Below are 21459 nucleotides of genomic sequence, written 5' to 3'. Positions count from 1 at the left end.
CTGCCAGTGTGCCTCGAAGCTGGCAGTAAATCGAGGGTGTGCGGCAGTCCTGCCACTGTTCGTAAGGAGTGTCCGGCGCGACAGTGGTGTCATGACTGCAGAACAGACACAGACGCTGCTCGCCATGGTCGTCGTCCTCGGCATGTTCGTCCTCCTGGTCCTCCCGTCAGTGATCGGGATCGTGCACGACCGGCGCATCGACCGTCAGATCAGGGAGGCCCAGGAACGCGACAAGGCCAGGACTCGGCAGACCAGCTCTCAGAAGTCCTCGTCCAGGTCGACGGTGCCCTCCACCGCCACCTGGTACGCCGAAGGACGCCGCTCGAAGAAGTTGGTCAACTCCTGAACACCCTGGAGCTCCATGAAGGAGAAGGGGTTCTCGGAGCCGTACACCGGAGCGAAGCCGAGGCGCGTCAGGCGCTGATCGGCGACACACTCCAGGTACTGCCGCATCGAGTCGGTGTTCATGCCCGGGAGACCGTCACCGCACAGGTCGCGCGCGAACTGCAGCTCGGCCTCGACGGCCTCCCTCAGCATGTCGGTGACCTGCTGCTGAAGCTCGTCGTCGAAGAGCTCCGGCTCCTCCTTGCGGACGGTGTCGACCACGTCGAAGGCGAAGGACATGTGCATGGTCTCGTCGCGGAACACCCAGTTGGTGCCGGTGGCCAGACCGTGCAGCAGACCCCGGCTGCGGAACCAGTAGACGTAGGCGAAGGCGCCGTAGAAGAACAGGCCCTCGATGCACGCGGCGAAGCAGATCAGGTTCAGCAGGAAGCGGCGCCGGTCGGCCTTGGTCTGCAGGCTCTCCAGCTTCTCGACCTCGTTGATCCACCTGAAGCAGAACTCGGCCTTCTCGCGGATCGAGGGGATGTTCTCGACGGCGTCGAAGGCGGCCGCCCTGTCCTCCGGGTCGGGGAGGTAGGTGTCCAGCAGCGTCAGATAGAACTGGACGTGCACGGCCTCCTCGAAGAGCTGGCGCGACAGGTACAGACGCGCCTCCGGGGAGTTGATGTGCTTGTACAGGGTCAGCACCAGGTTGTTCGCCACGATCGAGTCGCCCGTCGCGAAGAACGCGACCAGCCGGCCGATCATGTGCTGCTCGCCCTCGGACAGCTTCGCGAGGTCGGCGACGTCCGAGTGGAGGTCGACCTCCTCCACGGTCCAGGTGTTCTTGATGGCGTCCCGGTAGCGCTCGTAGAAGTCCGGGTAGCGCATGGGGCGCAGGGTCAGCTCGAAGCCCGGGTCGAGAAGGTTGGCGTTGCGGGTGGTGGACATTACTGGCAGGCCTCGCAGGACTCGGGGTTTTCCAGGGAGCAGGCGACGGCGTCTTCGGGCGCCGGCTGCTGTACGGGGATGGTGGCTTGGGCCTGTGCGGCGCGGGCGATGCGGGTCGCCGGGCGCGAGCGCAGGTAGTACGTCGTCTTCAGGCCCGACTTCCAGGCGTACGCGTACATCGAGGAGAGCTTGCCGATGGTCGGCGTCTCCATGAAGAGGTTCAGGGACTGCGACTGGTCCAGGAACGGGGTCCGGGCCGCGGCCATGTCGATGAGCCCGCGCTGCGGGATCTCCCACGCCGTGCGGTACAGCGCCCGTACGTCCGCCGGGATCCAGGCGAAGTCCTGCACCGAGCCGCCCGACTCGCGCAGCGCCTCACGGGTGCGGGCGTCCCAGACGCCGAGCGCCTTCAGCTCGTCGACCAGGTACGAGTTGACCTGGAGGAACTCGCCGGACAGCGTCTCGCGCTTGAACAGGTTGGAGACCTGCGGCTCGATGCACTCGTAGACACCGGCGATGGACGCGATGGTCGCGGTGGGCGCGATGGCGAGCAGCAGGGAGTTGCGCAGACCGGTGGCGGCGATACGGCCGCGCAGGGCCGCCCAGCGCTCGGGCCAGGTGAGTGCGGCGTCCGGGAAGTGGTCCGGGTGCAGGACTCCCCGCGCGGTCCGGGTCTTCTCCCAGGCCGGCAGCGGGCCGCTGCGCTCGGCGAGGTCGGCGGAGGCCTCGTAGGCGGCCAGCATGATGCGCTCGGCGATCCGGGTGGAGAGCTGCTTCGCCTCCGCCGAGTCGAACGGGAGCCGCAGCTTGAAGAAGACGTCCTGGAGCCCCATCGCGCCGAGCCCCACCGGCCGCCACCTGGCGTTGGAGCGGCCCGCCTGCTCGGTCGGGTAGAAGTTGATGTCGACCACGCGGTCGAGGAAGGTGACGGCGGTACGGACGGTGGCGTCCAGCCGCTCCCAGTCGATGTCGCCGGTCGCCGTGTCGACGAACGCGCCGAGGTTGACCGACCCCAGGTTGCAGACCGCCGTCTCCCCGTCGTCCGTGACCTCCAGGATCTCCGTGCAGAGGTTGGAGGAGTGGACGACATGGCCGGGCAGCGCCGTCTGGTTGGCGGTGCGGTTGGCGGCGTCCTTGAAGGTCATCCAGCCGTTGCCGGTCTGCGCGAGGGTGCGCATCATCCGGCCGTACAGGTCGCGGGCCGGGATGGTCTTCTTCGCCAGGCCCGCCTCCTCGGCCTTGCGGTAGGCGGCGTCGAACTCCTCGCCCCACAGGTCGACCAGCTCGGGCACGTCGGCGGGGGAGAACAGGGACCACAGGCCGTCGGCGTTCACCCGGCGCATGAACTCGTCCGGCACCCAGTGCGCGAGGTTCAGGTTGTGCGTACGGCGGGCGTCCTCACCGGTGTTGTCGCGCAGCTCCAGGAACTCCTCGATGTCGGAGTGCCAGGTCTCCAGGTAGACCGCGGCCGCGCCCTTGCGCCGGCCGCCCTGGTTCACGGCGGCGACCGAGGCGTCGAGCGTCTTCAGGAACGGGACGATGCCGTTGGAGTGCCCGTTGGTGCCCCGGATCAGCGAACCCCGGGAGCGGATACGGGAGTACGACAGGCCGATGCCGCCGGCGTGCTTCGAGAGGCGGGCGACCTGGTGGTAGCGGTCGTAGATGGAGTCCAGCTCGTCCAGCGGGGAGTCCAGGAGGTAGCAGGACGACATCTGGGGGTGGCGGGTGCCGGAGTTGAAGAGGGTGGGGGAGGAGGGGAGGTAGTCGAGGCGGCTCATGAGCCCGTAGAGCGCCGCGACTTCGTCGACGGAGCGGGGAGTGTCGTCCTCGGCCAGGCCGGCGGCCACCCGGAGCATGAAGTGCTGGGGCGTCTCGATGACCTTGCGGGTGATCGGGTGCCGGAGCAGGTAGCGGCTGTGCAGGGTGCGCAGGCCGAAGTAGCCGAAGCGGTCGTCGGCGCCGGTGTCGACGAGCGCGTCGAGACGAGCCCCGTGGATCCGCGCGAACTCGGCGGTCCGGTCGGCGATGAGGCCCTCGCGATGCCCGACCGCGACGGACTCGGTGAAGGACGTGACGCCCTGCGAGGCGGCCTCCGCGCGGATGCCGATGGTGAGCAGCCGGGCGGCCAGCCGGGAGTAGGCGGGGTCCTCGGAGATCAGACCGGCGGCGGCCTCCGTCGCCAGCTCGCGCAGCTCCGACTCGTCGGCCCGGGCGGACCGGCCGCGCAGCGCGGCGGCGGCGACCCGGCCGAGGTCGGCGTCGGGGAGGTCGGCGGTCAGCTCGGTGAGGGTCCGCAGCAAGGCCGTTCCGGGGGCGTCCTCGTCGATGGCGACGGTCGGGACGGTTGAGGCCGGATCTGCTGGCGCGATGGTCACGTGGGGGCTCTCCCTCGCTCGGCACGGGGGCCTTGCGGAGGGCAGGGGGCAGCACACGAGCGCACGCGGCGTCGCGTCCACCGGCCCATTCCGCGAGGCCCGGACGTCAGGGCGCACCGGCCGGGTGGCCGGGCGCGCTGTCGGCAGGTCCTCGGACTGACTCCTGTGCACGGTCTGGGAACAGACGTGCACAAGTACACCGTTGCGGGACAGTTCCGGATTCGCACCGGATTCCCCTGCGGCGACAGCGAGCATGAGCATACATCTTGTGCCGAGCTGTCGTGTCACCCCCAGATGTTGTGTCGCTCTGGTTTCAGAGCGTCAACTGGTAGGTGAGGAGAGTGATGTCGTCCAGGTGCGGGAGCGGGTTCCAGTCCCGCTCGGGAGTGCGGACGAAGTCCAGGCGTTCGTAGATGCGGTGGGCGCTGCGCATGGTCCGCTGGGTCGACAGGACGATCCGCACACAGGCTTCCGTGGCCCGTGCGCGGTCGACGCAGGCACGTACGAGGGCCTCGCCTGCGCCCCGGCCGCGCGCCGCCCGGTCGACGGCGAGCATCCGGATCTCGGCCTCCCCGGCGCCGGCTATGTCGGCCATCGGACCGCCGCCCGGCACGAAGGTCACACCGCCCAGCAGGCGGCCGTTCTCGACGGCCACCAGCACCTCGGCGGCGGCCGCCCGCTTGGCCACGTCCCTGAGCTCACCGAGGTACTCGTCGCTCTCGCCGAAGTCGAGGAGGCCGTCCCGGAGGTAGGCCTGGGCGGTGATCTCGCCGAGGAGGTCGTACTCGTCGGGGTTCGCCCGCCGGATCGCGAAGTCCATGGGGGTGAGTGTGCCGGACGGGGGTGCGACGGCGGCCCGGTTTTTCACCGAGGCCCGCCGCGGTCCGCCGTGTTGCGGGGTGGTCCGCCGGGTTGCGGAGCGGTTCGGGAGTGCTTCCATGGAAGGTAGGTGTCGGCGTCCGCGGTCCTCCGTCCAGAGAGCTTTCGAGAGCCTTCCACGGCCTTCTCGGAAGGAGACGCACGATGACGAGGGTCGTCCGTCACCCGCCCGGCAAGGACCGGCCGCGCGCCGCGCCGATGGCGACACTGGCTCCGAGACGGGCGGGCAGCTGGGTCCAGCGGGGGGCCGTGGGCCACTGGCACCGGCTGACGATCCGTCTGGAGGCCCGCCGCGGCACCACCCGCCCCAGGAAGTGGCGCCGTTGGCTCTCCTACACCAACCTCACCCGGGCCGTGTGGACGGTGGCCGCGCTCGCCCTGCTCGCGTGGGCCGTGCAGGGGCTGTACATCCTGATCGCGAGCACCACCACCGGCTTCGAGGAGTGGCGGCAGGGCAGCGAGGGGTTCGACGCCGTCATGCGCTTCGTCGGCCCGGTGCTCGCGGCATCGATCGCCGCGACGCTCTTTCTGTTCTGGTGGTACCGGTGGACCAAGCGGCGCTACCTCGCCAAGGCACGGGACGACCCCCATCGACTGGTCCTCACCGCCGGCCCGGACACCGCCGAGATCGTCGGCCGGGAGGACATCGCCCAGGTCATCGCCGAACGGCTGCGGGCGCGCGACACCCGCCGCCCCTATCTGCTGGTCGGCGGAGTCGGCGTGGGCAAGACCGCCGTACTCGTACGGCTCACCGAACTGCTGGCCGAGCAGAACGCCGTGCCGGTGCCGATCCGGCTGCGGGACGCGACCGGCGACCTGAACTTCGAGCGCATGGCCAGGCAGCGCTTCGCCGACGAGGCGCCCCGGGGCATCCTCGCGCGCACCAAGACCGAACGGGTCTGGCAGCAACTGCTCGCCGACGACAAGCCGGTCGTCATCGCCGACGGGCTGGAAGAGGCGCTCCTCGGCGAAGGCGTCCAGCAGAACCGGGACAACATCATCCGGCGGGCCATCGAGCGGGCCCACGAGGAGAAGCTCCCCCTGGTCATCGCCTCCCGGCCGCACAGCCCGCTGGAGAGCACCCCGGCCGCGATCGTGGAGCTGGAACCGCTCAGCGAGGAGGAAGCCCTGCGCTTCGTCCAAGGGCGGGACCCGGAGCCGGACGAGCGCCACCTGGACTGGATCGTGGAGACGGCGGAGGCGACCGAGTCGCCCGTCTATCTGCAGATAGCCCGCGAACTGCACCGCCACGGAGCCCTGGAGCACGAGGGCCCGGACGCCGGCCCGCGGTACCTGGACAGCCACAGCCGGGACCGAGGCACCCTGCGGCTGTGGCTGCTGGAGACCTGGGACGAGGCGCTGTGCGCGGGCCGGCTGCGCAAGGACGTCGCGCTGGACCGCAGGGAGCGCCGGGACGCCCTCGAAGTGGTCTCCGCGCTGGCCTGCGTAGGACTGCTCCAGGACAAGCTGGAGGTCGGCTTCGGGGAGTTGCTCGACACGGACGTCCACCCCGGTCCGGTGCGGCGCGCGCAGGCCCGGGCCGAGCACGCGTGGACCAGCGGCCGCTCCTTCGACCGGTACGGCAGGCGGGGCAACGACTTCTCCGAGTGGCATCGGCAACAGATCTGGGACGTCCTCTGTCAGAGGCTCGGCCAGGAGGAGACGAGACGGCTGCGCCGGGGGAACATGGACCAGTGCCGGGCCGCCCTCGCCCGGCTCGCCCGCAGCGCGGACCGGCTCGGACTGGTGGAGGGCTTCGAACGGAAGGTCCGCTTCCCGCACAGCATCATCCAGGCGTACTTCGGCTACCGCGTCCTGAACCACCTGGGCGAGCGGCGTGCCGGAGAACTCGTCGAGCAGGCGCTCTCGCCCCCCGGCCCCAGCCGCGAACTGCTCATGTCCCTGGTGCTGTTGTCACGCGGGCGGGCGGCGGCGCTCAGGGCGCCGAGCAACGGAGTCCGGGGCGAGGTGACCAAGGAGATCGAGGAGCTGCTCCGCCGGTCACCCGTACGGGGGCACACCCTGGCCCACCGGCTCTGCCGGGCCGCGCGCCGCCGCACCGACGACCCCAAGACCCTCGACCTGTACGCGGCGGCGGTGGAGATCGAGAGCGTGGAGGAAACCCCGAGGCTGCTGGGCGACATCGTCGGAGAAGTCCGCGGGAAGTGGCCCGCCTTCAAGGGAGACCGGCGCACCCTGGAGGACTCCAAACTGCGGCTGCTCAGACAGCTCGGCGCGGCGTTGCGCGATGTCTCCGCCAGGATCGACACCACTCCGCTCTACGAGGACCTCTTCGAGATGGGCGTGGGGGAACCTTCCTACTCCATACGCCTGGCCGCGGCCCAGGAGTTCGGGACCGGCGGCAACGCGGCGTTCGCCGTGATCCGCGGGCGGGTCGGGCTGAACACCGACCCCGTGAAGGAGTACAACGACAGGCTCGGCGAGCTGAAGGCCTGGAAGCGGCAGGCGTACGAGCGATGGGCCGAGCGCATGGTTCGGGTACGGGCCGGCGGCGGGTCCTCACAGGCCAGGTCCGAGCGGATCGGCCGGCTCCAGCAGGACCGGCGCCGACTCAACCAGGACTACCGCAGGCAACGGGTCGATCTCTTCCGCGAGTTCGTGATGCGGGCCTGGATGGTCCCCATGCTGCTGGGCTCCGTCGACGAGGCGCACCGTGACGAGGCCCGGGAACGCCTGACCAAGTGGCTGCGCCACCTCGACCCGAACGCCACCGACGGCGCCTCCGACCTGCCGCTCGCTCTTGAGGCCGCGCTGGCCCAGGGCTTCAAGTACGCGGCAAACCGTCGGATACGGCATCCGCAGGCCTACTCGGGCGGTCGCGCCGACCTGATCCGGCAGGCGGAGACCGTGCTCCAGCAGTCCCGGTGCTGGTACGCGCAGCTCATCCTGCTCCAGGCGCTGTGCCTGTGGGAGCTCCCGGACAGCCCGGGCGTCCAGCACGAGGAGACCCACGCGATGTCCGGGAGGGCCGAACGCGACGGCGCGGCCGAGCCGCAGTCCCGGGCGATGCGCGGGACGACCGCCATCCGGACCGTGGAACGGTGGCTGTCGATGGCCGGCACCGTGAACAGCGCGCCCGGCCCCTCGGGGGCGAACGGCGACACACCCCGGCGGCTGCTGCATCCGTTCGTCGCCGAGGCGGGCGACCTGGTGGCGCTCGCGCTGGAGACCGGGCAGCCGGAGCGGTTTCTCTGGATCGACGAGAAGGGCGTCGCCGACACTATCGGCGCGCGCACCGGCGACTCCGACGGGTACCGCAAGCACAATCTGTGGATTCCGCCCTCGGTCGGGTGGAGCACCCTCGACGCCCGCGCCCAGCGCCTTGTCGCCGATGTGCTGGTGATGCTGAACCTCGTCGAACGGGACGGACACCCGGACGAGGTCGAGGAGCGGATGGCCCGCGTGGAGCAGCCGGACATGGCGCTCCCGCCGTGCATCCGCAGCGACCGCGGTCCGCTCCGGCCCGACCTGCGGGCCGGCATCTCGGACCCACCCGCCCCGGGCTCGACCTGCCTGCCCGACTGCAGGTTCCAGCTCTGCCCGTACCCGCCCCGGGGCTGTGTGCCCCGCGGCGAGATCCGGGAGCCGTTCTGCCGCCAGCAGCAGGCCCTGCTACCGGGACGCGTGCGCCGCCACTTCCCCCGGGGCCTGCGCCGCAAGACACCCCACTGGATCAGCATGCGCGTCACGGAACTCGACAGCTTCTGGCAGCAGATGGCCGGGCGTACCCGCAGCTAGGCCCTGTCGTCAAATTCCCGCCTGCCGCGCGACGACGACGGGCCGCCGGATCTCTCCGACGGCCCGCCGATGTCAGTTCGGGTCAGCTCAGGTCCGGGGACTCAGTGGGACGAGCCCGCCGTCGCCGGCGGCAGTTCCACCTTGACGCCCGGGTCGCCCGCGTCCGCCGTGTAGTCCTCCGGGCTGGTCTCGTCGATGCCCTCGGGGGCCTTCGCGGCCTTCAGGACGAAGGTCAGGACCACCGTGACCACCACGTTCAGGACGAAGGCGGTCAGGCCGATGTAGCCGATCTCGCCGATGCCCGGGATCTCCTTCGCGGAGCCGCCGAAGTGCTTCTGCGTCGGGGAGGCGACGCCGTACGCGGCGAGTGTGCCGTAGAGCATGCCGACCGCCCAGCCGGCCAGCAGGGCCCAGCGGTGGAACCAGCGGGTGAAGAGGCCGCCGACCAGGGCCGGGAAGGTCTGCAGGATCCAGATACCGCCCAGGAGCTGGAAGTTGATGGCGACCGTCTTGTCCATCGTCAGCACGAAGACCAGCGCGCCCACCTTCACCAGCAGGGACACGATCTTGGAGACCTTGGTCTCCTGCGCCGGCGTCGCGTCCGGCTTGATGAAGTCCTTGTAGATGTTGCGGGTGAAGAGGTTCGCCGCCGCGATGGACATGATGGCGGCCGGCACGAGGGCGCCGATGCCGATCGCCGCGAAGGCGACGCCCGCGAACCAGTCGGGGAACATCGTCTCGAACAGCTGGGGGATCGCCAACTGGCCGTTCTGCACCTTGATCCCGGCCGCGATGGCCATGAAGCCCAGCAGGGCCAGCAGACCCAGCATCAGGGAGTACAGCGGCAGGATCGTGGTGTTGCGGCGGATCACCTCACGGCTGCGCGAGGACAGCGTCGCGGTGATCGAGTGCGGGTACATGAACAGCGCGAGCGCGGAGCCCAGCGCCAGCGTGGCGTACGTCCACTGCCCCGCCTCGGCCGGGACCAGCGCACCGCGCGGCGCGCCCGTGGCCGGGTTGGTCTGGCTGTACGCCTCGCTCGCCTTGGCGAAGATCTCGTCGAAGCCGCCCAGCTTGATCGGGATGTAGATGATCGCCACCGCGATGACGATGTAGATCAGCGTGTCCTTCACGAACGCGATCAGCGCGGGCGCGCGCAGACCCGAGGAGTACGTGTACGCGGCCAGCACACCGAAGGCGATGAGCAGCGGCAGGTCCTTGATGAACCAGTTCGTGTTCTCGCCGCCGCCGACGCCCATCACGTCGAGCACGGCCTGGATGCCGACGAGCTGGAGCGCGATGTACGGCATCGTCGCGAGGATGCCGGTCAGCGCGACCGCCAGCGACAGGCCCTTCGAGCCGAAGCGGCCGCGCACGAAGTCCGAGGTCGTGACGTAGCCGTGCTTGTGGGAGACCGACCACAGGCGGGGCAGGAAGGTGAAGATCAGGGGGTAGACGAGGATCGTGTACGGCACCGCGAAGAAGCCCGCCGCGCCCGCCGCGTAGATCGCCGCCGGGACCGCCACGAAGGTGTACGCCGTGTACAGGTCGCCGCCGAGCAGGAACCAGGTCACCCAGGTGCCGAACGACCGGCCGCCCAGGCCCCATTCGTCGAGGCTGTGCTCGTTCTCGGCCTTGCGCCAGCGCGCGGCCAGGAAGCCCATGACCGTGACGGCCAGGAAGAAGAAGATGAAGACGCCGAGCGCGACGCCGTTCACGCCGTCGTTCATTCCGACGCACCGCCCTTCTGGGAAGCACGGGCGCGCTGGTCACGCTGCCACAGCTTGTACGCGACCATCGTCAGCAGCGTGGAGATGAGGACCCACAGCATCTGGTACCAGTAGAAGAACGGGATGCCGGCGAGCTCCGGATCCGTCTTGGCGTACGAACCGACCCACAACATCGCCACGAAGGGCGCGACGAGGCAGAGCGCGATGACGACCCGTACGGGTGTCACCAGCCCTCTGTTCGCCTCTGGGGCATCTGACATCTGACGGCTCCGTCCCCTCACTGATCACCTGTGAAACGCCCGGGCAATGTAGGTGACGCTGCAACTACAGCGGAAGACCCTGTCCGCATATCGGATGTGGAGGATTGGTGTGCGCAGCAGCCGTACGGCGACGGGGGGAACGTAGAACAGGAAGGGGAGGAGCGCTACCCCGCGCGCACCGCGGGGCACTTGCCGCACGGAACTTTCAGAACACCCCCTAGTCCTGCGGCCGCTTCAGCCTCGCCACGAACTTGTAGCGGTCCCCGCGGTACACCGACCGCACCCACTCCACCGGCTGCCCGTCCCGGTCCAGCGAGTGCCGGGACAGCATCAGCATCGGCAGGCCGACGTCGGTGCCGAGCAGGCCGGCCTCGCGCGGGGTGGCCAGGGAGGTCTCGATGGTCTCCTCGGCCTCGGCGAGATGGACGCCGTAGACCTCGGCGAGCGCGGTGTAGAGGGAGGTGTACTTGACCAGGGAGCGGCGCAGCGCCGGGAAGCGCTTGGCGCTGAGGTGGGTCGTCTCGATGGCCATCGGCTCGGCGTTCGCCATGCGCAGCCGCTCGATGCGCAGCACCCGGCCACCGGCCGTGATGTCGAGCTGGTCGGCGAGGCGGTCGTCGGCGGTGATGTAGCCGATGTCCAGCAGCTGCGAGGTGGGCTCCAGGCCCTGGGCGCGCATGTCCTCCGTGTACGAGGTGAGTTGCAGGGCCTGCGAGACCTTCGGCTTGGCGACGAACGTGCCCTTGCCCTGGATGCGTTCCAGACGCCCCTCGACGACCAGCTCCTGGAGGGCCTGGCGCACGGTCGTGCGGGAGGTGTCGAACTCGGCGGCCAGGGTGCGCTCGGGCGGGACCGGCGTGCCGGGCGACTGCGTCTCCGTCATGTCGAGCAGGTGCTTCTTCAGGCGGTAGTACTTGGGCACGCGCGCGGTACGTACGCCTGCCCCACCCTCGTTCTCCGCACTGCTGACGTCGGTACTCATGGCCTGCCTTCCCGGCTCCGGAGGAGGGTCACCTCGTGATCCCTTCTGTATACCCGTCGCCGCCTCTTTTGGTCTAGTCCACAGCGCCGAGTGGTCTAGCGGACGAGAGTACTCCGGCGCGGCTGTTTTCGCTGCCTTCTTACTTAAAGGTTCCTGCATATGTAGGTCCCATAACGGCTGGTCAGAGGCTATTCGGCCACCCTTGACACGCTTCGTGGTCTGGTCCAAGCTCCCCCTACTGGTCTACACCATTGGTCCAGGTCCCGGCCTGTGGGCGGGGGAGGTGTGGGCATCCCTGAGGAGGGTGGCGTGAAGCGCAAGCTGATATCCGCGATCGGTGTCGCGGGCATGATGATCTCCCTGGCGGCGTGCGGGGGCGACAACGGCGACAACGGCGACGGCGGGGACAAGGCCGGGGCGGACGGGTACGCGGGCCAGACGCTCACGGTGTGGGTGATGGACGGCTCCTCCCCGGACCAGTGGCAGAAGGACGTCCAGGCGGCGTTCGAGAAGAAGACCAAGGCCAAGGTCAAGTTCGAGGTCCAGCAGTGGAACGGCATCCAGCAGAAGCTGACCACCGCCCTGTCCGAGGAGAACCCGCCGGACGTCTTCGAGATCGGCAACACCCAGACCCCGGCCTACGCCAAGACCGGCGGCCTCGCCGACCTCGCCGACCTCAAGACCGAGATCGGCGCCGACTGGACGGCGTCCCTCAACGAGTCCTCCATCTACGACGGCAAGCAGTACGCCGCCCCGTGGTACTTCGCCAACCGCGTCGTCCTCTACAACAAGAAGATCTGGGCCGAGGCGGGCATCAAGGACACCCCCAAGACCCGCGACGAGTTCTACGCCGACCTCAAGCAGATCGGTGAGAAGACCGACGCCGAGCCCATCTACCTGCCGGGCCAGAACTGGTACCACTTCGTCGGCCTGACCATCGGCGAGGGCGCCGAGCTGGTCAAGAAGGACGGCGACAAGTACGTCTCCAACCTCGCCGACCCGAAGATCGGCGCCGCCATGGAGACGTACAAGAAGTTCCAGGCGCTGTCCAAGGCCCCCAAGGACAAGGACGAGGCCACCCCGCAGCAGGGCGAGGTCTTCGGCAAGGGCGACGTCGGTGCCTTCATCGGCATGGGCTGGGAGGCCGGCATCGCCATCAAGGCCAACCCGAAGATCGAGAAGGAGATCGGCTACTTCACCATCCCGGGTGCCACGGCCGACAAGCCCGAGGGCGTCTTCCTCGGCGGCTCCAACCTCGCGGTCGCCGCGGGCAGCCAGAAGCAGGAGCTGGCCAAGGAGTTCCTCAAGATCGCGCTGTCCGACCAGTACGAGGGCGAGCTGGCCAAGCTCAACGGCGTCATCCCGAACAAGGAGTCGCTGCAGACCAACCTCAAGGGCAACGTCGTCGCCGAGGCCGCCGCGCCGGCCGCCGCGGGCGGTGGCACCACGCCGCTGATCCCCGAGTGGGCCGCCGTGGAGAACGCGCCCAACCCGGTCAAGACGTACATGACCGCCGTGCTGAACGGCAAGTCCCCGGCCGAGGCCGCCAAGCAGGTCGAGGACGAGTTCAACAAGCGTCTGTCGCAGCAGCAGTAAGCAGCCGCAGCAAGGCGCCGGTGTCGCGCCGGGGCAGCGGGACGCGCATGCGGTCCCGCTGCCCCGGCGACCGCACGCTGGTCTACGTACGTAGGTCGAGAAGAGAGATCGCGAGCATGACCGTGCAGACCGAACGGCCGCCCTCCGGCCCGGTGGACGTGACCAAGAGGGATGAGAGCGGGCCCGCCCGGCCGCGGCCCCGAGCCGCGTTCCGCGCCGGCGCGCTCACCCCGTACCTCCTGCTGCTGCCCGCCTGCGCGGCCACCGTGCTGCTGCTCGGCTGGCCGCTGGTGAAGGACGTGCTGCTGTCGTTCCAGAACCTCAACATGGCGCAGCTGATCCAGCACGTCACCGAGTGGAACGGCGTCGACAACTACAAGGAGGTCCTCACCGGCGAGGACTTCTGGCGCGTCACCCTGCGCTCGATCCTGTTCACGGCGGTCAACGTCGCCCTGATCATGGTCGCGGGCGCGCTGGTCGGCCTGCTGCTCGCCCGCCTCGGCAAGCGGATGCGGGTCCTGCTGCTGGTCGGGCTCGTGCTGGCCTGGGCGATGCCCGTGGTCGCCGCCACCACCGTCTACCAGTGGCTGTTCGCGCAGCGCTTCGGCGTCGTCAACTGGGTGCTGGACAGGCTGGGCTGGCACTCCATGGCCGACTACAGCTGGACCAGCAGCCAGATGTCGACGTTCTTCGTGGTGACGGTCCTGATCGTCTGGATGTCGATCCCGTTTGTCGCGATCAACCTCTACGCGGCCACGACCACCATCCCGAGCGAGCTGTACGAGGCCGCGTCGCTCGACGGGGCGGGCGGCTGGAAGAGCTTCACCACGGTCACGCTGCCGTTCCTGCGGCCCTTCCTCTACGCAACGACGTTCCTGGAGATCATCTGGGTCTTCAAGGCGTTCGTGCAGGTCTTCACCATCAACGGCGGCGGCCCCGACCGGCTCACCGAGATCCTGCCCGTCTACGCCTACATCGAGGGCGTCGGCAACCAGCACTACGGCATGGGCGCGGCCATCGCCGTCCTGACCATCCTGATCCTGCTCGGCCTCACCGCCTACTACCTGCGGATCGTGCTCAAGCAAGAGGAGGACGAGCTGTGAAGCGCTCGCTCTTCGGCCGCCTGTGGCCCAACGTCACGGCCGTCGTCCTGTTCATCGGCTTCGTCTTCCCCGTGTACTGGATGTTCTCCACGGCCTTCAAGCCGACCGGCGACATCATCTCCGAGAACCCGGTCTGGTTCCCGACCGACATCACCTTCGAGCACTTCAAGAAGGCGACCGGCGTCGACCACTTCTGGACGTACGTCACCAACTCGCTGATCGTCACCCTGTGCGCGGTCGGCCTCTCCCTGGCCGTCGCGCTCGCGGGCTCCTTCGCGCTGGCCCGAATGCGGTTCAAGGGGCGGCGCGGGTTCGTCATCGGCTTCATGGTGGCCCAGATGGCGCCCTGGGAGGTCATGATCATCGCGATGTACATGATCGTGCGGGACGCGTCCATGCTGAACAGCCTCGTGCCGCTGACGGTCTTCTACATGATGATGATCCTGCCCTTCACCATCCTGACCCTGCGCGGCTTCGTCGCCGCGGTGCCCCGGGAGCTGGAGGAGGCCGCGATGGTCGATGGCTGCGGACGCGCCCAGGCGTTCCGCAAGGTCATCCTGCCGCTGCTGGCGCCGGGCCTGATGTCCACCTCCCTGTTCGGCTTCATCACCGCATGGAATGAATTCCCGCTGGTCCTGGTGCTCAACAAGGAGGCGGAGGCGCAGACCCTGCCACTGTGGCTGTCCAGCTTCCAGACCGCCTTCGGCAACGACTGGGGCGCCACGATGGCGGCGTCCTCCCTCTTCGCCGTCCCGATCCTGATCCTCTTCGTCTTCCTGCAGCGCAAGGCTGTCAGCGGCCTGACGGCCGGCGCCGTGAAGGGATAACGCCCCCGATGACGACATTCGCCAGCGGCACCACCGCGTCCAATCCGGAAAAGGATGGTCTGACGCGCGATGCCCTGACCGTGCTCCAGCCGGGCTTCACCGGCACCACCGCCCCCGACTGGCTGCTCCGCCGCCTCGGCGAGGGCCTCGCCTCCGTCGGCCTGTTCGGCCGCAACATCGCCTCGCCCGAACAACTGGCCGCGCTGACCGCCCAGTTGCGCGCCGAGCGGGACGACGTGCTCGTCGCGATCGACGAGGAGGGAGGTGATGTGACGCGGCTGGAGGTGCGCACCGGCTCCAGCTTCCCCGGCAACCACGCCCTGGGCGCCGTGGACGACGTGGAGCTGACCCGGGAGGTCGCCTTCGAACTGGGCCGCCGCCTGGCCGCCTGCGGGGTGAACCTCAACTGGGCCCCGTCGGCCGACGTGAACTCCAACGCGGCGAACCCGGTGATCGGCGTGCGCTCCTTCGGCGCCGACACGGCCCTGGTGGCCCGCCACACCGCGGCCTACGTCACCGGCCTCCAGGCGGCGGGCGTAGCGGCCTGCACCAAGCACTTCCCGGGCCACGGCGACACGGCCGTCGACTCCCACCACGCGCTCCCGCGCATCGACGCGGACGCCTCGGTGCTGGCCGACCGCGAACTCGCCCCGTTCCGCGCGGCGATGGCCGCCGGCACCCGCGCGGTGATGAGCGCGCACATCCTCGTCCCCGCCCTGGACCCCGACCACCCGGCGACCCTCTCCCGCCCGGTCCTCACCGACCTCCTGCGCGGCGAGCTCGGCTACACCGGCCTGATCGTCACCGACGGCATGGAGATGCAGGCCATCGCCGCCACCTACGGCATCGAACGCGGCAGCGTCCTCGCCGTCGCGGCCGGCGCCGACGCGATCTGCGTGGGCGGCGGCCTGGCGGACGACGAGACGGTACGCCGTCTGCGCGACGCCCTGGTCGCGGCGGTCCGCTCGGGCGAACTCCCCGAGGAACGGCTGGCGGAAGCGGCCGAACGGGTACGCGAACTGGCCCGCTGGACGTCGGCCGACGCACCGGCGGCCGACGGCGGCCGGCGGCCGGACGTGGGCCTCGTCGCGGCCCGGCGCGCGTTGACCGTGACCGGCGCGGAGGGCGCGGGCCCCTTCACCCCCCTCACCGAACCGCCGTACGTCGCCGCCTTCACCCCGGTCGCGAACATCGCGGTGGGGGACGAGACCCCCTGGGGCGTCGCCGCCGAACTGGCCCGCCTGCTCCCCGGCACGGAGACCGGCAGCTACACGGGCGCGGACGCGGGCCGAGCGGCCCTGGAAGCGTCCGGTGGACGCCGCGTGGTGGCCGTGGTCCGCGACGAACACCGCCACCCCTGGATGGCCACGGCCCTCGACACCCTGCTGCACGCCCGCCCCGACACCGTCGTGGTCGAAATGGGCGTCCCGCAGGCCGAGCCCCGCGGCGCCCTGCACATCGCCACCCACGGCGCGGCCCGCGTGTGCGGCCGCGCGGCGGCGGAGGTCATCGCCGGGACCTGAGCCCGGCACGGGCAGTCGTCCCGGCAGCCGGCTGTCCCCGCTGTTGCACCTCTCTCTCCGAATGTAGTACTTCTTATACATGAGCGAGCAGGTGCACAACAGATTGGCGATGGTGCGTGCCGAACGGAAGGTGTCGCGCCAGAGCCTGGCCGAGGCAGTGGGAGCCCACTACCAGACCATCGGCTATATCGAGCGGGGGCAGTACAACCCGAGCCTCGACCTGGCTTTGAAGATCGCGAAGTTCTTCGATCTGCCGGTCGAGGCCCTGTTCTCCCTCGAACCGTTCCGCCCGCTCACGGACGAGGTCTACGGGAGGAAACAGTCATGACGACCACACGCCTGACGCGCCACGACCGGAGCATGCTGCGGCTGATGAACGACCGCCGAGCGCTCCCGCTCTACGCCACGGCCACCCGCCGCCGACTGGTCGTCGCCACGCATGTCACGCTCACCGCGGCCATCGTCGCGCTGATCGGGTACTTCTGCCTCGCGCGTGCCGAGCCGGTGTGGTCCGCCGCCGTCGCCGCGGTGCTCATGCTGCCCTGGATGGTGGCGACCGGCGTGATCAACGGCGCCACCCGGGGCCTGATGGAACTGCGCGAACACGTCCTGGACGAACGCCAGTCGGCGGAACGCAGGCGGGTGCTCGCCCGCGCCCACCGCCTGATGACCTGGCTGCTGCTCGGTTCCGTGGTCGGCCTGCTGGCGGCGGGCGCGGCCGACGACGACGCCCTCCGGGTCTACGCGGCCCCCGTCCTGGTCGCCGTCCTCACGCTCCACTGGCTGCTGCCGCTGTGGGTGGCGGGCCTGGCCGCCCAGGACGAACCGGGCGACGACGAGGCGACCGCCCTCCAGGGCTGAGCCGCCGCGCTCTGTCTGCGTGGCGCCGGTTCGCTGCGGCGCGCCTAGATCCCCTGCCAGTCCGGCTTGTTGACGTAGGTGTGCCGGAAGTAGTCGGCCAGCTTCAGCTTGGACGCGGCGGCCTCGTCGACGACGACCGTGGCGTGCGGGTGCAGTTGGAGTGCCGACGCCGGGCAGACGGCCGCGACCGGCCCCTCGACGGTCGCGGCGACCGCGTCCGCCTTGCCCTCACCGGTGGCCAGCAGCACCAGGTGCCGCGCCTCCAGGATCGTCCCGATCCCCTGCGTGATGACGTGGTGCGGCACCTGCTCGATGTCCCCGTCGAAGAACCGCGCGTTGTCGATCCGGGTCTGCTCGGTCAGCGTCTTGATCCGGGTCCGCGAGGCCAGCGAGGAACAGGGTTCGTTGAACCCGATGTGCCCGTCGGTCCCGATCCCGAGCAGTTGGAGATCGACACCCCCCGCCTCGGCCAACGCCGCGTCATACGCCTGGCACGCCCCCTGCACGTCCTCGGCCGTGCCGTCCGGCCCCATGAACGCGTCCATCCCGATCCCGAGCGGCTCCAGCACCTCCCGTCGCAGCACCGACCGGTACGACTCCGGGTGCTCGGCGGGCAGCCCCACGTATTCGTCCAGCTGCGCGATCCGCGCCCGCGAGGTATCCACGGCACCGGAGCGCACCTTGGCCGCGAGCGCCGTGTAGACAGGCAGCGGGGTCGACCCGGTGGCCACGCCGAGCACGGCGTCGGGCTTGCGCGCGAGCAGCTGGGCCATGGCCTCGGCTATCAGCTCGCCACCCGCCTGGGCGTCCGGAACGATGACAACTTCCACGCTGGGCCTGCCGATCTGAAGAGGGACTCGAAGGGCACCCTGAAGGGCTATGTGGTTTAGACCAATCTAGACCAATCTAACAGAGTGGAGCCCCGCAGCCCAGGTGAACGGAAGTCCCGCGGACATTTCGGGAGTCCGCCGGAAGGCGTCATTCCCCGTGGGGGAGTGGAATGGAGACTGTCCGTCCGAAGCGCCGGGCGCCCTGCCCGGCACGACGAGCGCGAGAGCAGGAAGGGCCCATGACCACCACGCCCCCGTACCCTCCCGACCCCCACGCCCCGCACAACGAACGCCCCGGCCTGATCATGGCCCGCGAGATGGCCGAGCAGCCCGCCGTGCTGCGCCGGGTCCTCGCCCACGGCGCCCCCGCCATCCGCCGGGTCGCCCAGGAGATCGCCGCCCGCGCACCCCGCTTCGTCCTGCTCACCGCCCGCGGCACCTCCGACAACGCCGCCCTGTACGCCAAGTACCTCCTGGAGATCCGCCTCGGCCTGCCGTGCGGCCTGACCTCGATGTCGACCACCACCGCCTACGGCGCCCGCCCCGACCTCACCGACGTCCTCGTCGTCACCGTCAGCCAGTCCGGCGGCTCCCCCGACCTCGTCGCCTCGACCCGGGCGGCCCGCGAGGCCGGCGCGACCACGCTCGCGGTGACCAACAACCCCGACTCCCCGCTGGCCGCCGTCTCCGAGTACCACCTCGACATCATGGCCGGACCCGAGCGCGCCCTCCCCGCGACCAAGACCTACACGGCCTCCCTCCTCGCCCTGTACCTCTTCGTCGAAGGCCTGCGCGGCGGCGACGGCACCGCCGCCAAGGTGCTCCCCGACCTCGCCGAGCAGACGCTCGCCCGGCAGGACGAGGTCCGCGCCCTCGCCGCCCGCTACCGCTTCGCCGAGCGCATGGTGATCACCTCCCGCGGCTACGGCTACCCCACGGCCAGGGAAGCCGCCCTCAAGCTGATGGAGACCAGCTACATCCCGGCCCTCGCCTACTCCGGCGCCGACCTCCTGCACGGCCCGCTCGCCATGGTCGACAACGTCTCCCCGGTCATCGCCGTCGTCACCGACGGCAAGGGCGGCGAGGCCCTCCAGCCCGTCCTCGACCGGCTCCGCGGCCGGGGCGCCGACCTGGTCGTCGTCGGCGCCCGCCACCAGGTCGAGCAGGCCTCCGCGGGCTTCGTCCTGCCCACCGACGGCGTGGCCGAGGAACTCCAGCCGATCCTGGAGATCCTCCCGCTGCAGCTCCTGGCGTACGAGGTCACCATCGCCCGGGGCCAGGACCCGGACGCACCGCGGGCACTGGCGAAAGTGACGGAGACACGCTGAATACGTCCGGTCACAACAGGCGCGCGAGGGGGCGAGCCGGGAGGAACCGGAGGCGCTCGCGGAAATTGCCATGGCCAACTGGCCCCGCACATGAACCCACACGGGTTAGGCTGCGTGGTGGATACCAGGGCGTCCCACTAGTCCTCCAACTGGTCGGACCCCGCGAAGAAGCGTCAACAGCAAACAGGCTCCAACGCATGGACACATCAGAGTGGTCTAGTCCACAATTGCGGAGGAGTGCGTAGTACGAGAACGCACCGACTTCCGTCTTCCCCGCACAGGAAGACGGACCGAGGAACCGGAGCTCTCTGCCCTGACTGCCCCGGGTCCTCATCCTTCGGCCGACCGGGACCGCACACCCCACGGCCGATGTTGCTCCGGGCTGCGGTGCCGGGAGGGTTGAGGGTCCCTCTCAGGCGCCGCGGCCCGCGGGTGTTTCCGAGGGCCTTCCATCGGCTGGATCGCCTCCGCGGTGGCTGGTTTCGAACCATGTCCGTACCGCCAGGTACGCTCGGCCACGTGCCCTCCATGAACGAACTCGTACGCCAGCACACGGCCCTCGACGACTCCGACCTCGAGTGGCTCCACCTGCTGGTCTCGGAGTGGCAGCTGCTCTCCGACCTCTCCTTCGCCGATCTCGTCCTGTGGGTCCCCACCAGCGACGGCACCCGCTATGTCTCCGTCGCCCAGATGCGGCCCAACACCGGCCCGACCTCCTACCAGGACGACATGGTCGGCCATCTCGTCCCGCGCGGCCGCCGCCCGATGCTCGACGCCGCGCTCGACGAGGGCCGGATCGTGCGCGAGGGCGACCCCGAGTGGCGCGAGGAGGTACCGGTCCGCGTCGAGTCGATTCCGGTACGCCGGGACGGGCGCGTCCTGGGCGTCATCGCCCGCAACACCAACCTGCTGACCGTCCGCACCCCGAGCCGCCTGGAGCTGACGTACCTCCAGAGCGCCTCGGACCTCGCGCAGATGATCGCGGCCGGCTCCTTCCCGTTCGCCAACCAGCAGGTCGACATGGACGCCTCGCCGCGCGTCGGCGACGGCCTGATCCGCGTCGACGCCGACGGCATCGTCCAGTACGCCTCCCCGAACGCGCTCTCCGCGTACCACCGCCTCGGCCTCGCCGCCGACCTCGTCGGCCACCACCTGGGCATGACCACCGCCGAACTCGCACCGACCCACGGGCCGGTGGACGAGGCCCTCGCCAAGGTCGCCAGCGGCTGGGCCCCCCGCGAGTTCGAGATCGAGTCGGGCGACGGCGTCATCCAGTTCCGGGCGATCCCGCTCAAGCCCAAGGGCACACGCATCGGTTCGCTGGTGCTGCTGAGGGACGTGACCGAACTGCGCCGTCGCGAGCGCGAGTTGATCACCAAGGACGCGACCATCCGGGAGATCCACCACCGGGTGAAGAACAACCTCCAGACGGTGGCCGCCCTGCTCCGCCTCCAGGCCCGGCGCATCGAGTCCGACCGCGGCCGCGAGGCCCTGGAGGAGGCGGTACGGCGGGTCGGCTCCATCGCGATCGTGCACGAGACCCTCTCCCAGAACCTCGACGAGCGCGTGGAGTTCGACGAGATCGCCGACCGCGTCCTGGCGATGGTCGCCGAGATCTCGCCCGGCAAGGTCACCGGCCGCCGCTCCGGCCGCTTCGGCATCCTGGACGCCGAGGTCGCCACGCCGTTGTCGATGGTCCTGACCGAGATCCTCCAGAACGCCCTGGAGCACGGCTTCCGCGAGGGGGACAGCGGCGCGGTCGAGGTCTCGGCCGTCCGCGGCGGCACGACCAAGCAGGCCCGCCTCCTGGTCACCGTCCAGGACGACGGCGTGGGTCTGCCCGACGGCTTCGACCCGCACACCGCCGGCAACCTCGGCCTCCAGATCGTACGGACCCTGGTGGAGGGCGAGTTGGGCGGCACGTTCGACATGGTCCCGGCGCCGGAGCGGGGGACGAGGGTGATCCTCGACATCCCGGTGCGGGCGCACAAGTAGACCTGCCGTCGCACTACGGCGCGTTGCGGACAGCAAAGAGCCCCAGCCCGTTCAGGGGGCTGGGGCTCAACATGCTCGTTGCCAGCGTTTGCTGCGCATCGGGGGTACTGCGCGCTGCGGCTCGGGGGCGGGAGAT

General features: G+C 70.0%; 17 protein-coding genes and 1 riboswitch. Of the genes, 10 read left to right on the top strand and 7 right to left on the bottom strand.

The genetic code is table 11. The features are described 5' to 3' along the window. Nucleotides 1–91: 91 nt before the first annotated feature. Nucleotides 92–346, top strand: coding sequence for a hypothetical protein (locus AQJ67_RS44970; protein ID WP_079055883.1), 255 nt, complete (start codon nt 92–94; stop codon nt 344–346). On the opposite strand, the gene AQJ67_RS11260 is transcribed toward AQJ67_RS44970, so the two are convergent. The 3 genes from AQJ67_RS11260 to AQJ67_RS11250 all read right to left on the bottom strand — a co-directional run bounded on the left by AQJ67_RS11260 (nt 259) and on the right by AQJ67_RS11250 (nt 4470). After that, nucleotides 259–1275, bottom strand: a complete 1017-nt coding sequence (locus AQJ67_RS11260) for a ribonucleotide-diphosphate reductase subunit beta (RefSeq protein WP_062718033.1) — start codon at nt 1273–1275, stop codon at nt 259–261. The genes AQJ67_RS44970 and AQJ67_RS11260 overlap by 88 nt on opposite strands. Further along, on the bottom strand, nt 1275–3650 hold the full coding sequence (locus tag AQJ67_RS11255; protein ID WP_062718031.1) for a ribonucleoside-diphosphate reductase subunit alpha: 2376 nt from the start codon (nt 3648–3650) through the stop codon (nt 1275–1277). The genes AQJ67_RS11260 and AQJ67_RS11255 overlap by 1 nt, the downstream gene beginning before the upstream one ends. A gap of 125 nt (nt 3651–3775) precedes the next feature. Continuing rightward, nucleotides 3776–3911: riboswitch (cobalamin riboswitch) on the bottom strand. Between the two features lie 52 nt (nt 3912–3963). After that, complete coding sequence (locus AQJ67_RS11250; RefSeq protein WP_062718552.1) at nt 3964–4470, bottom strand: GNAT family N-acetyltransferase; 507 nt, start codon at nt 4468–4470, stop codon at nt 3964–3966. A gap of 203 nt (nt 4471–4673) precedes the next feature. On the opposite strand from AQJ67_RS11250, the gene AQJ67_RS11245 reads away from it, so the two are divergent. Continuing rightward, nucleotides 4674–8288 carry an NACHT domain-containing protein gene (locus AQJ67_RS11245; protein ID WP_062718029.1) on the top strand — a complete coding sequence of 1205 codons (3615 nt, stop codon included), beginning with the start codon at nt 4674–4676 and terminating at the stop codon, nt 8286–8288. A gap of 101 nt (nt 8289–8389) precedes the next feature. Here the strand turns inward: AQJ67_RS11245 and mctP are convergent, their stop codons facing one another. From mctP to AQJ67_RS11230, 3 genes are all read right to left on the bottom strand, one after another. Continuing rightward, on the bottom strand, nt 8390–10018 hold the full coding sequence (gene mctP, locus AQJ67_RS11240; protein ID WP_062718027.1) for a monocarboxylate uptake permease MctP: 1629 nt from the start codon (nt 10016–10018) through the stop codon (nt 8390–8392). Beyond that, nucleotides 10015–10278 carry a DUF3311 domain-containing protein gene (locus AQJ67_RS11235; RefSeq protein ID WP_062718025.1) on the bottom strand — a complete coding sequence of 88 codons (264 nt, stop codon included), beginning with the start codon at nt 10276–10278 and terminating at the stop codon, nt 10015–10017. The genes mctP and AQJ67_RS11235 overlap by 4 nt, the downstream gene beginning before the upstream one ends. Nucleotides 10279–10495: 217 nt before the next feature. Beyond that, on the bottom strand, nt 10496–11260 hold the full coding sequence (locus AQJ67_RS11230; protein ID WP_062718023.1) for a GntR family transcriptional regulator: 765 nt from the start codon (nt 11258–11260) through the stop codon (nt 10496–10498). 309 nt (nt 11261–11569) lie between these two features. Between AQJ67_RS11230 and AQJ67_RS11225 the strand changes: the two genes are divergently transcribed. From AQJ67_RS11225 to AQJ67_RS11200, 6 genes are all read left to right on the top strand, one after another. Beyond that, nucleotides 11570–12856, top strand: coding sequence for an extracellular solute-binding protein (locus AQJ67_RS11225; protein ID WP_062718021.1), 1287 nt, complete (start codon nt 11570–11572; stop codon nt 12854–12856). 116 nt (nt 12857–12972) lie between these two features. Next, the gene (locus tag AQJ67_RS11220) at nt 12973–13959 is read left to right on the top strand and encodes a carbohydrate ABC transporter permease (protein ID WP_062718019.1); all 987 of its coding nucleotides are present in this window, start codon (nt 12973–12975) and stop codon (nt 13957–13959) included. Continuing rightward, nucleotides 13956–14786, top strand: coding sequence for a carbohydrate ABC transporter permease (locus tag AQJ67_RS11215; RefSeq protein ID WP_062718017.1), 831 nt, complete (start codon nt 13956–13958; stop codon nt 14784–14786). Before AQJ67_RS11220 ends, AQJ67_RS11215 begins: the two co-directional genes overlap by 4 nt. Nucleotides 14787–14794: 8 nt before the next feature. Then, on the top strand, nt 14795–16309 hold the full coding sequence (locus tag AQJ67_RS11210) for a glycoside hydrolase family 3 protein (RefSeq protein ID WP_062718015.1): 1515 nt from the start codon (nt 14795–14797) through the stop codon (nt 16307–16309). 79 nt (nt 16310–16388) lie between these two features. Further along, complete coding sequence (locus AQJ67_RS11205; RefSeq protein ID WP_031479464.1) at nt 16389–16637, top strand: helix-turn-helix transcriptional regulator; 249 nt, start codon at nt 16389–16391, stop codon at nt 16635–16637. Next, nucleotides 16634–17170, top strand: a complete 537-nt coding sequence (locus AQJ67_RS11200; RefSeq protein WP_062718013.1) for a hypothetical protein — start codon at nt 16634–16636, stop codon at nt 17168–17170. The genes AQJ67_RS11205 and AQJ67_RS11200 overlap by 4 nt, the downstream gene beginning before the upstream one ends. A 44-nt stretch (nt 17171–17214) precedes the next feature. On the opposite strand, the gene nagB is transcribed toward AQJ67_RS11200, so the two are convergent. Beyond that, nucleotides 17215–18000 carry a glucosamine-6-phosphate deaminase gene (nagB, locus tag AQJ67_RS11195; protein ID WP_062718011.1) on the bottom strand — a complete coding sequence of 262 codons (786 nt, stop codon included), beginning with the start codon at nt 17998–18000 and terminating at the stop codon, nt 17215–17217. Between the two features lie 239 nt (nt 18001–18239). Here nagB and AQJ67_RS11190 point away from each other — a divergent pair, with 239 nt between their 5' ends. Together AQJ67_RS11190 and AQJ67_RS11185 are read left to right on the top strand one after the other, a co-directional pair. After that, nucleotides 18240–19328, top strand: coding sequence for an SIS domain-containing protein (locus AQJ67_RS11190; protein ID WP_062718009.1), 1089 nt, complete (start codon nt 18240–18242; stop codon nt 19326–19328). Nucleotides 19329–19856: 528 nt separating this feature from the next. Next, the gene (locus AQJ67_RS11185; RefSeq protein ID WP_062718007.1) at nt 19857–21323 is read left to right on the top strand and encodes a sensor histidine kinase; all 1467 of its coding nucleotides are present in this window, start codon (nt 19857–19859) and stop codon (nt 21321–21323) included. Nucleotides 21324–21459 lie beyond the last annotated feature (136 nt).

Source organism: Streptomyces caeruleatus (assembly GCF_001514235.1).
In the GTDB taxonomy this organism is placed as follows: Bacteria; Actinomycetota; Actinomycetes; order Streptomycetales; family Streptomycetaceae; genus Streptomyces; species Streptomyces caeruleatus.
This window is presented reverse-complemented; position numbering and strand designations above follow the sequence as displayed.

Bases quoted from the DNA above. Each gene is read 5' to 3' on its own strand.
- AQJ67_RS44970 (WP_079055883.1), top strand. From the start codon at position 92: ATGACTGCAGAACAGACACAGACGCTGCTCGCCATGGTCGTCGTCCTC.
- AQJ67_RS11190 (WP_062718009.1), top strand. From the start codon at position 18,240: ATGACCACCACGCCCCCGTACCCTCCCGACCCCCACGCCCCGCACAAC.
- AQJ67_RS11210 (WP_062718015.1), top strand. From the start codon at position 14,795: ATGACGACATTCGCCAGCGGCACCACCGCGTCCAATCCGGAAAAGGAT.
- AQJ67_RS11220 (WP_062718019.1), top strand. From the start codon at position 12,973: ATGACCGTGCAGACCGAACGGCCGCCCTCCGGCCCGGTGGACGTGACC.
- AQJ67_RS11230 (WP_062718023.1), bottom strand. From the start codon at position 11,260: ATGAGTACCGACGTCAGCAGTGCGGAGAACGAGGGTGGGGCAGGCGTA.
- AQJ67_RS11185 (WP_062718007.1), top strand. From the start codon at position 19,857: ATGAACGAACTCGTACGCCAGCACACGGCCCTCGACGACTCCGACCTC.
- AQJ67_RS11260 (WP_062718033.1), bottom strand. From the start codon at position 1,275: ATGTCCACCACCCGCAACGCCAACCTTCTCGACCCGGGCTTCGAGCTG.
- AQJ67_RS11245 (WP_062718029.1), top strand. From the start codon at position 4,674: ATGACGAGGGTCGTCCGTCACCCGCCCGGCAAGGACCGGCCGCGCGCC.
- mctP (WP_062718027.1), bottom strand. From the start codon at position 10,018: ATGAACGACGGCGTGAACGGCGTCGCGCTCGGCGTCTTCATCTTCTTC.
- AQJ67_RS11235 (WP_062718025.1), bottom strand. From the start codon at position 10,278: ATGTCAGATGCCCCAGAGGCGAACAGAGGGCTGGTGACACCCGTACGG.
- AQJ67_RS11250 (WP_062718552.1), bottom strand. From the start codon at position 4,470: ATGGACTTCGCGATCCGGCGGGCGAACCCCGACGAGTACGACCTCCTC.
- AQJ67_RS11200 (WP_062718013.1), top strand. From the start codon at position 16,634: ATGACGACCACACGCCTGACGCGCCACGACCGGAGCATGCTGCGGCTG.
- AQJ67_RS11205 (WP_031479464.1), top strand. From the start codon at position 16,389: ATGAGCGAGCAGGTGCACAACAGATTGGCGATGGTGCGTGCCGAACGG.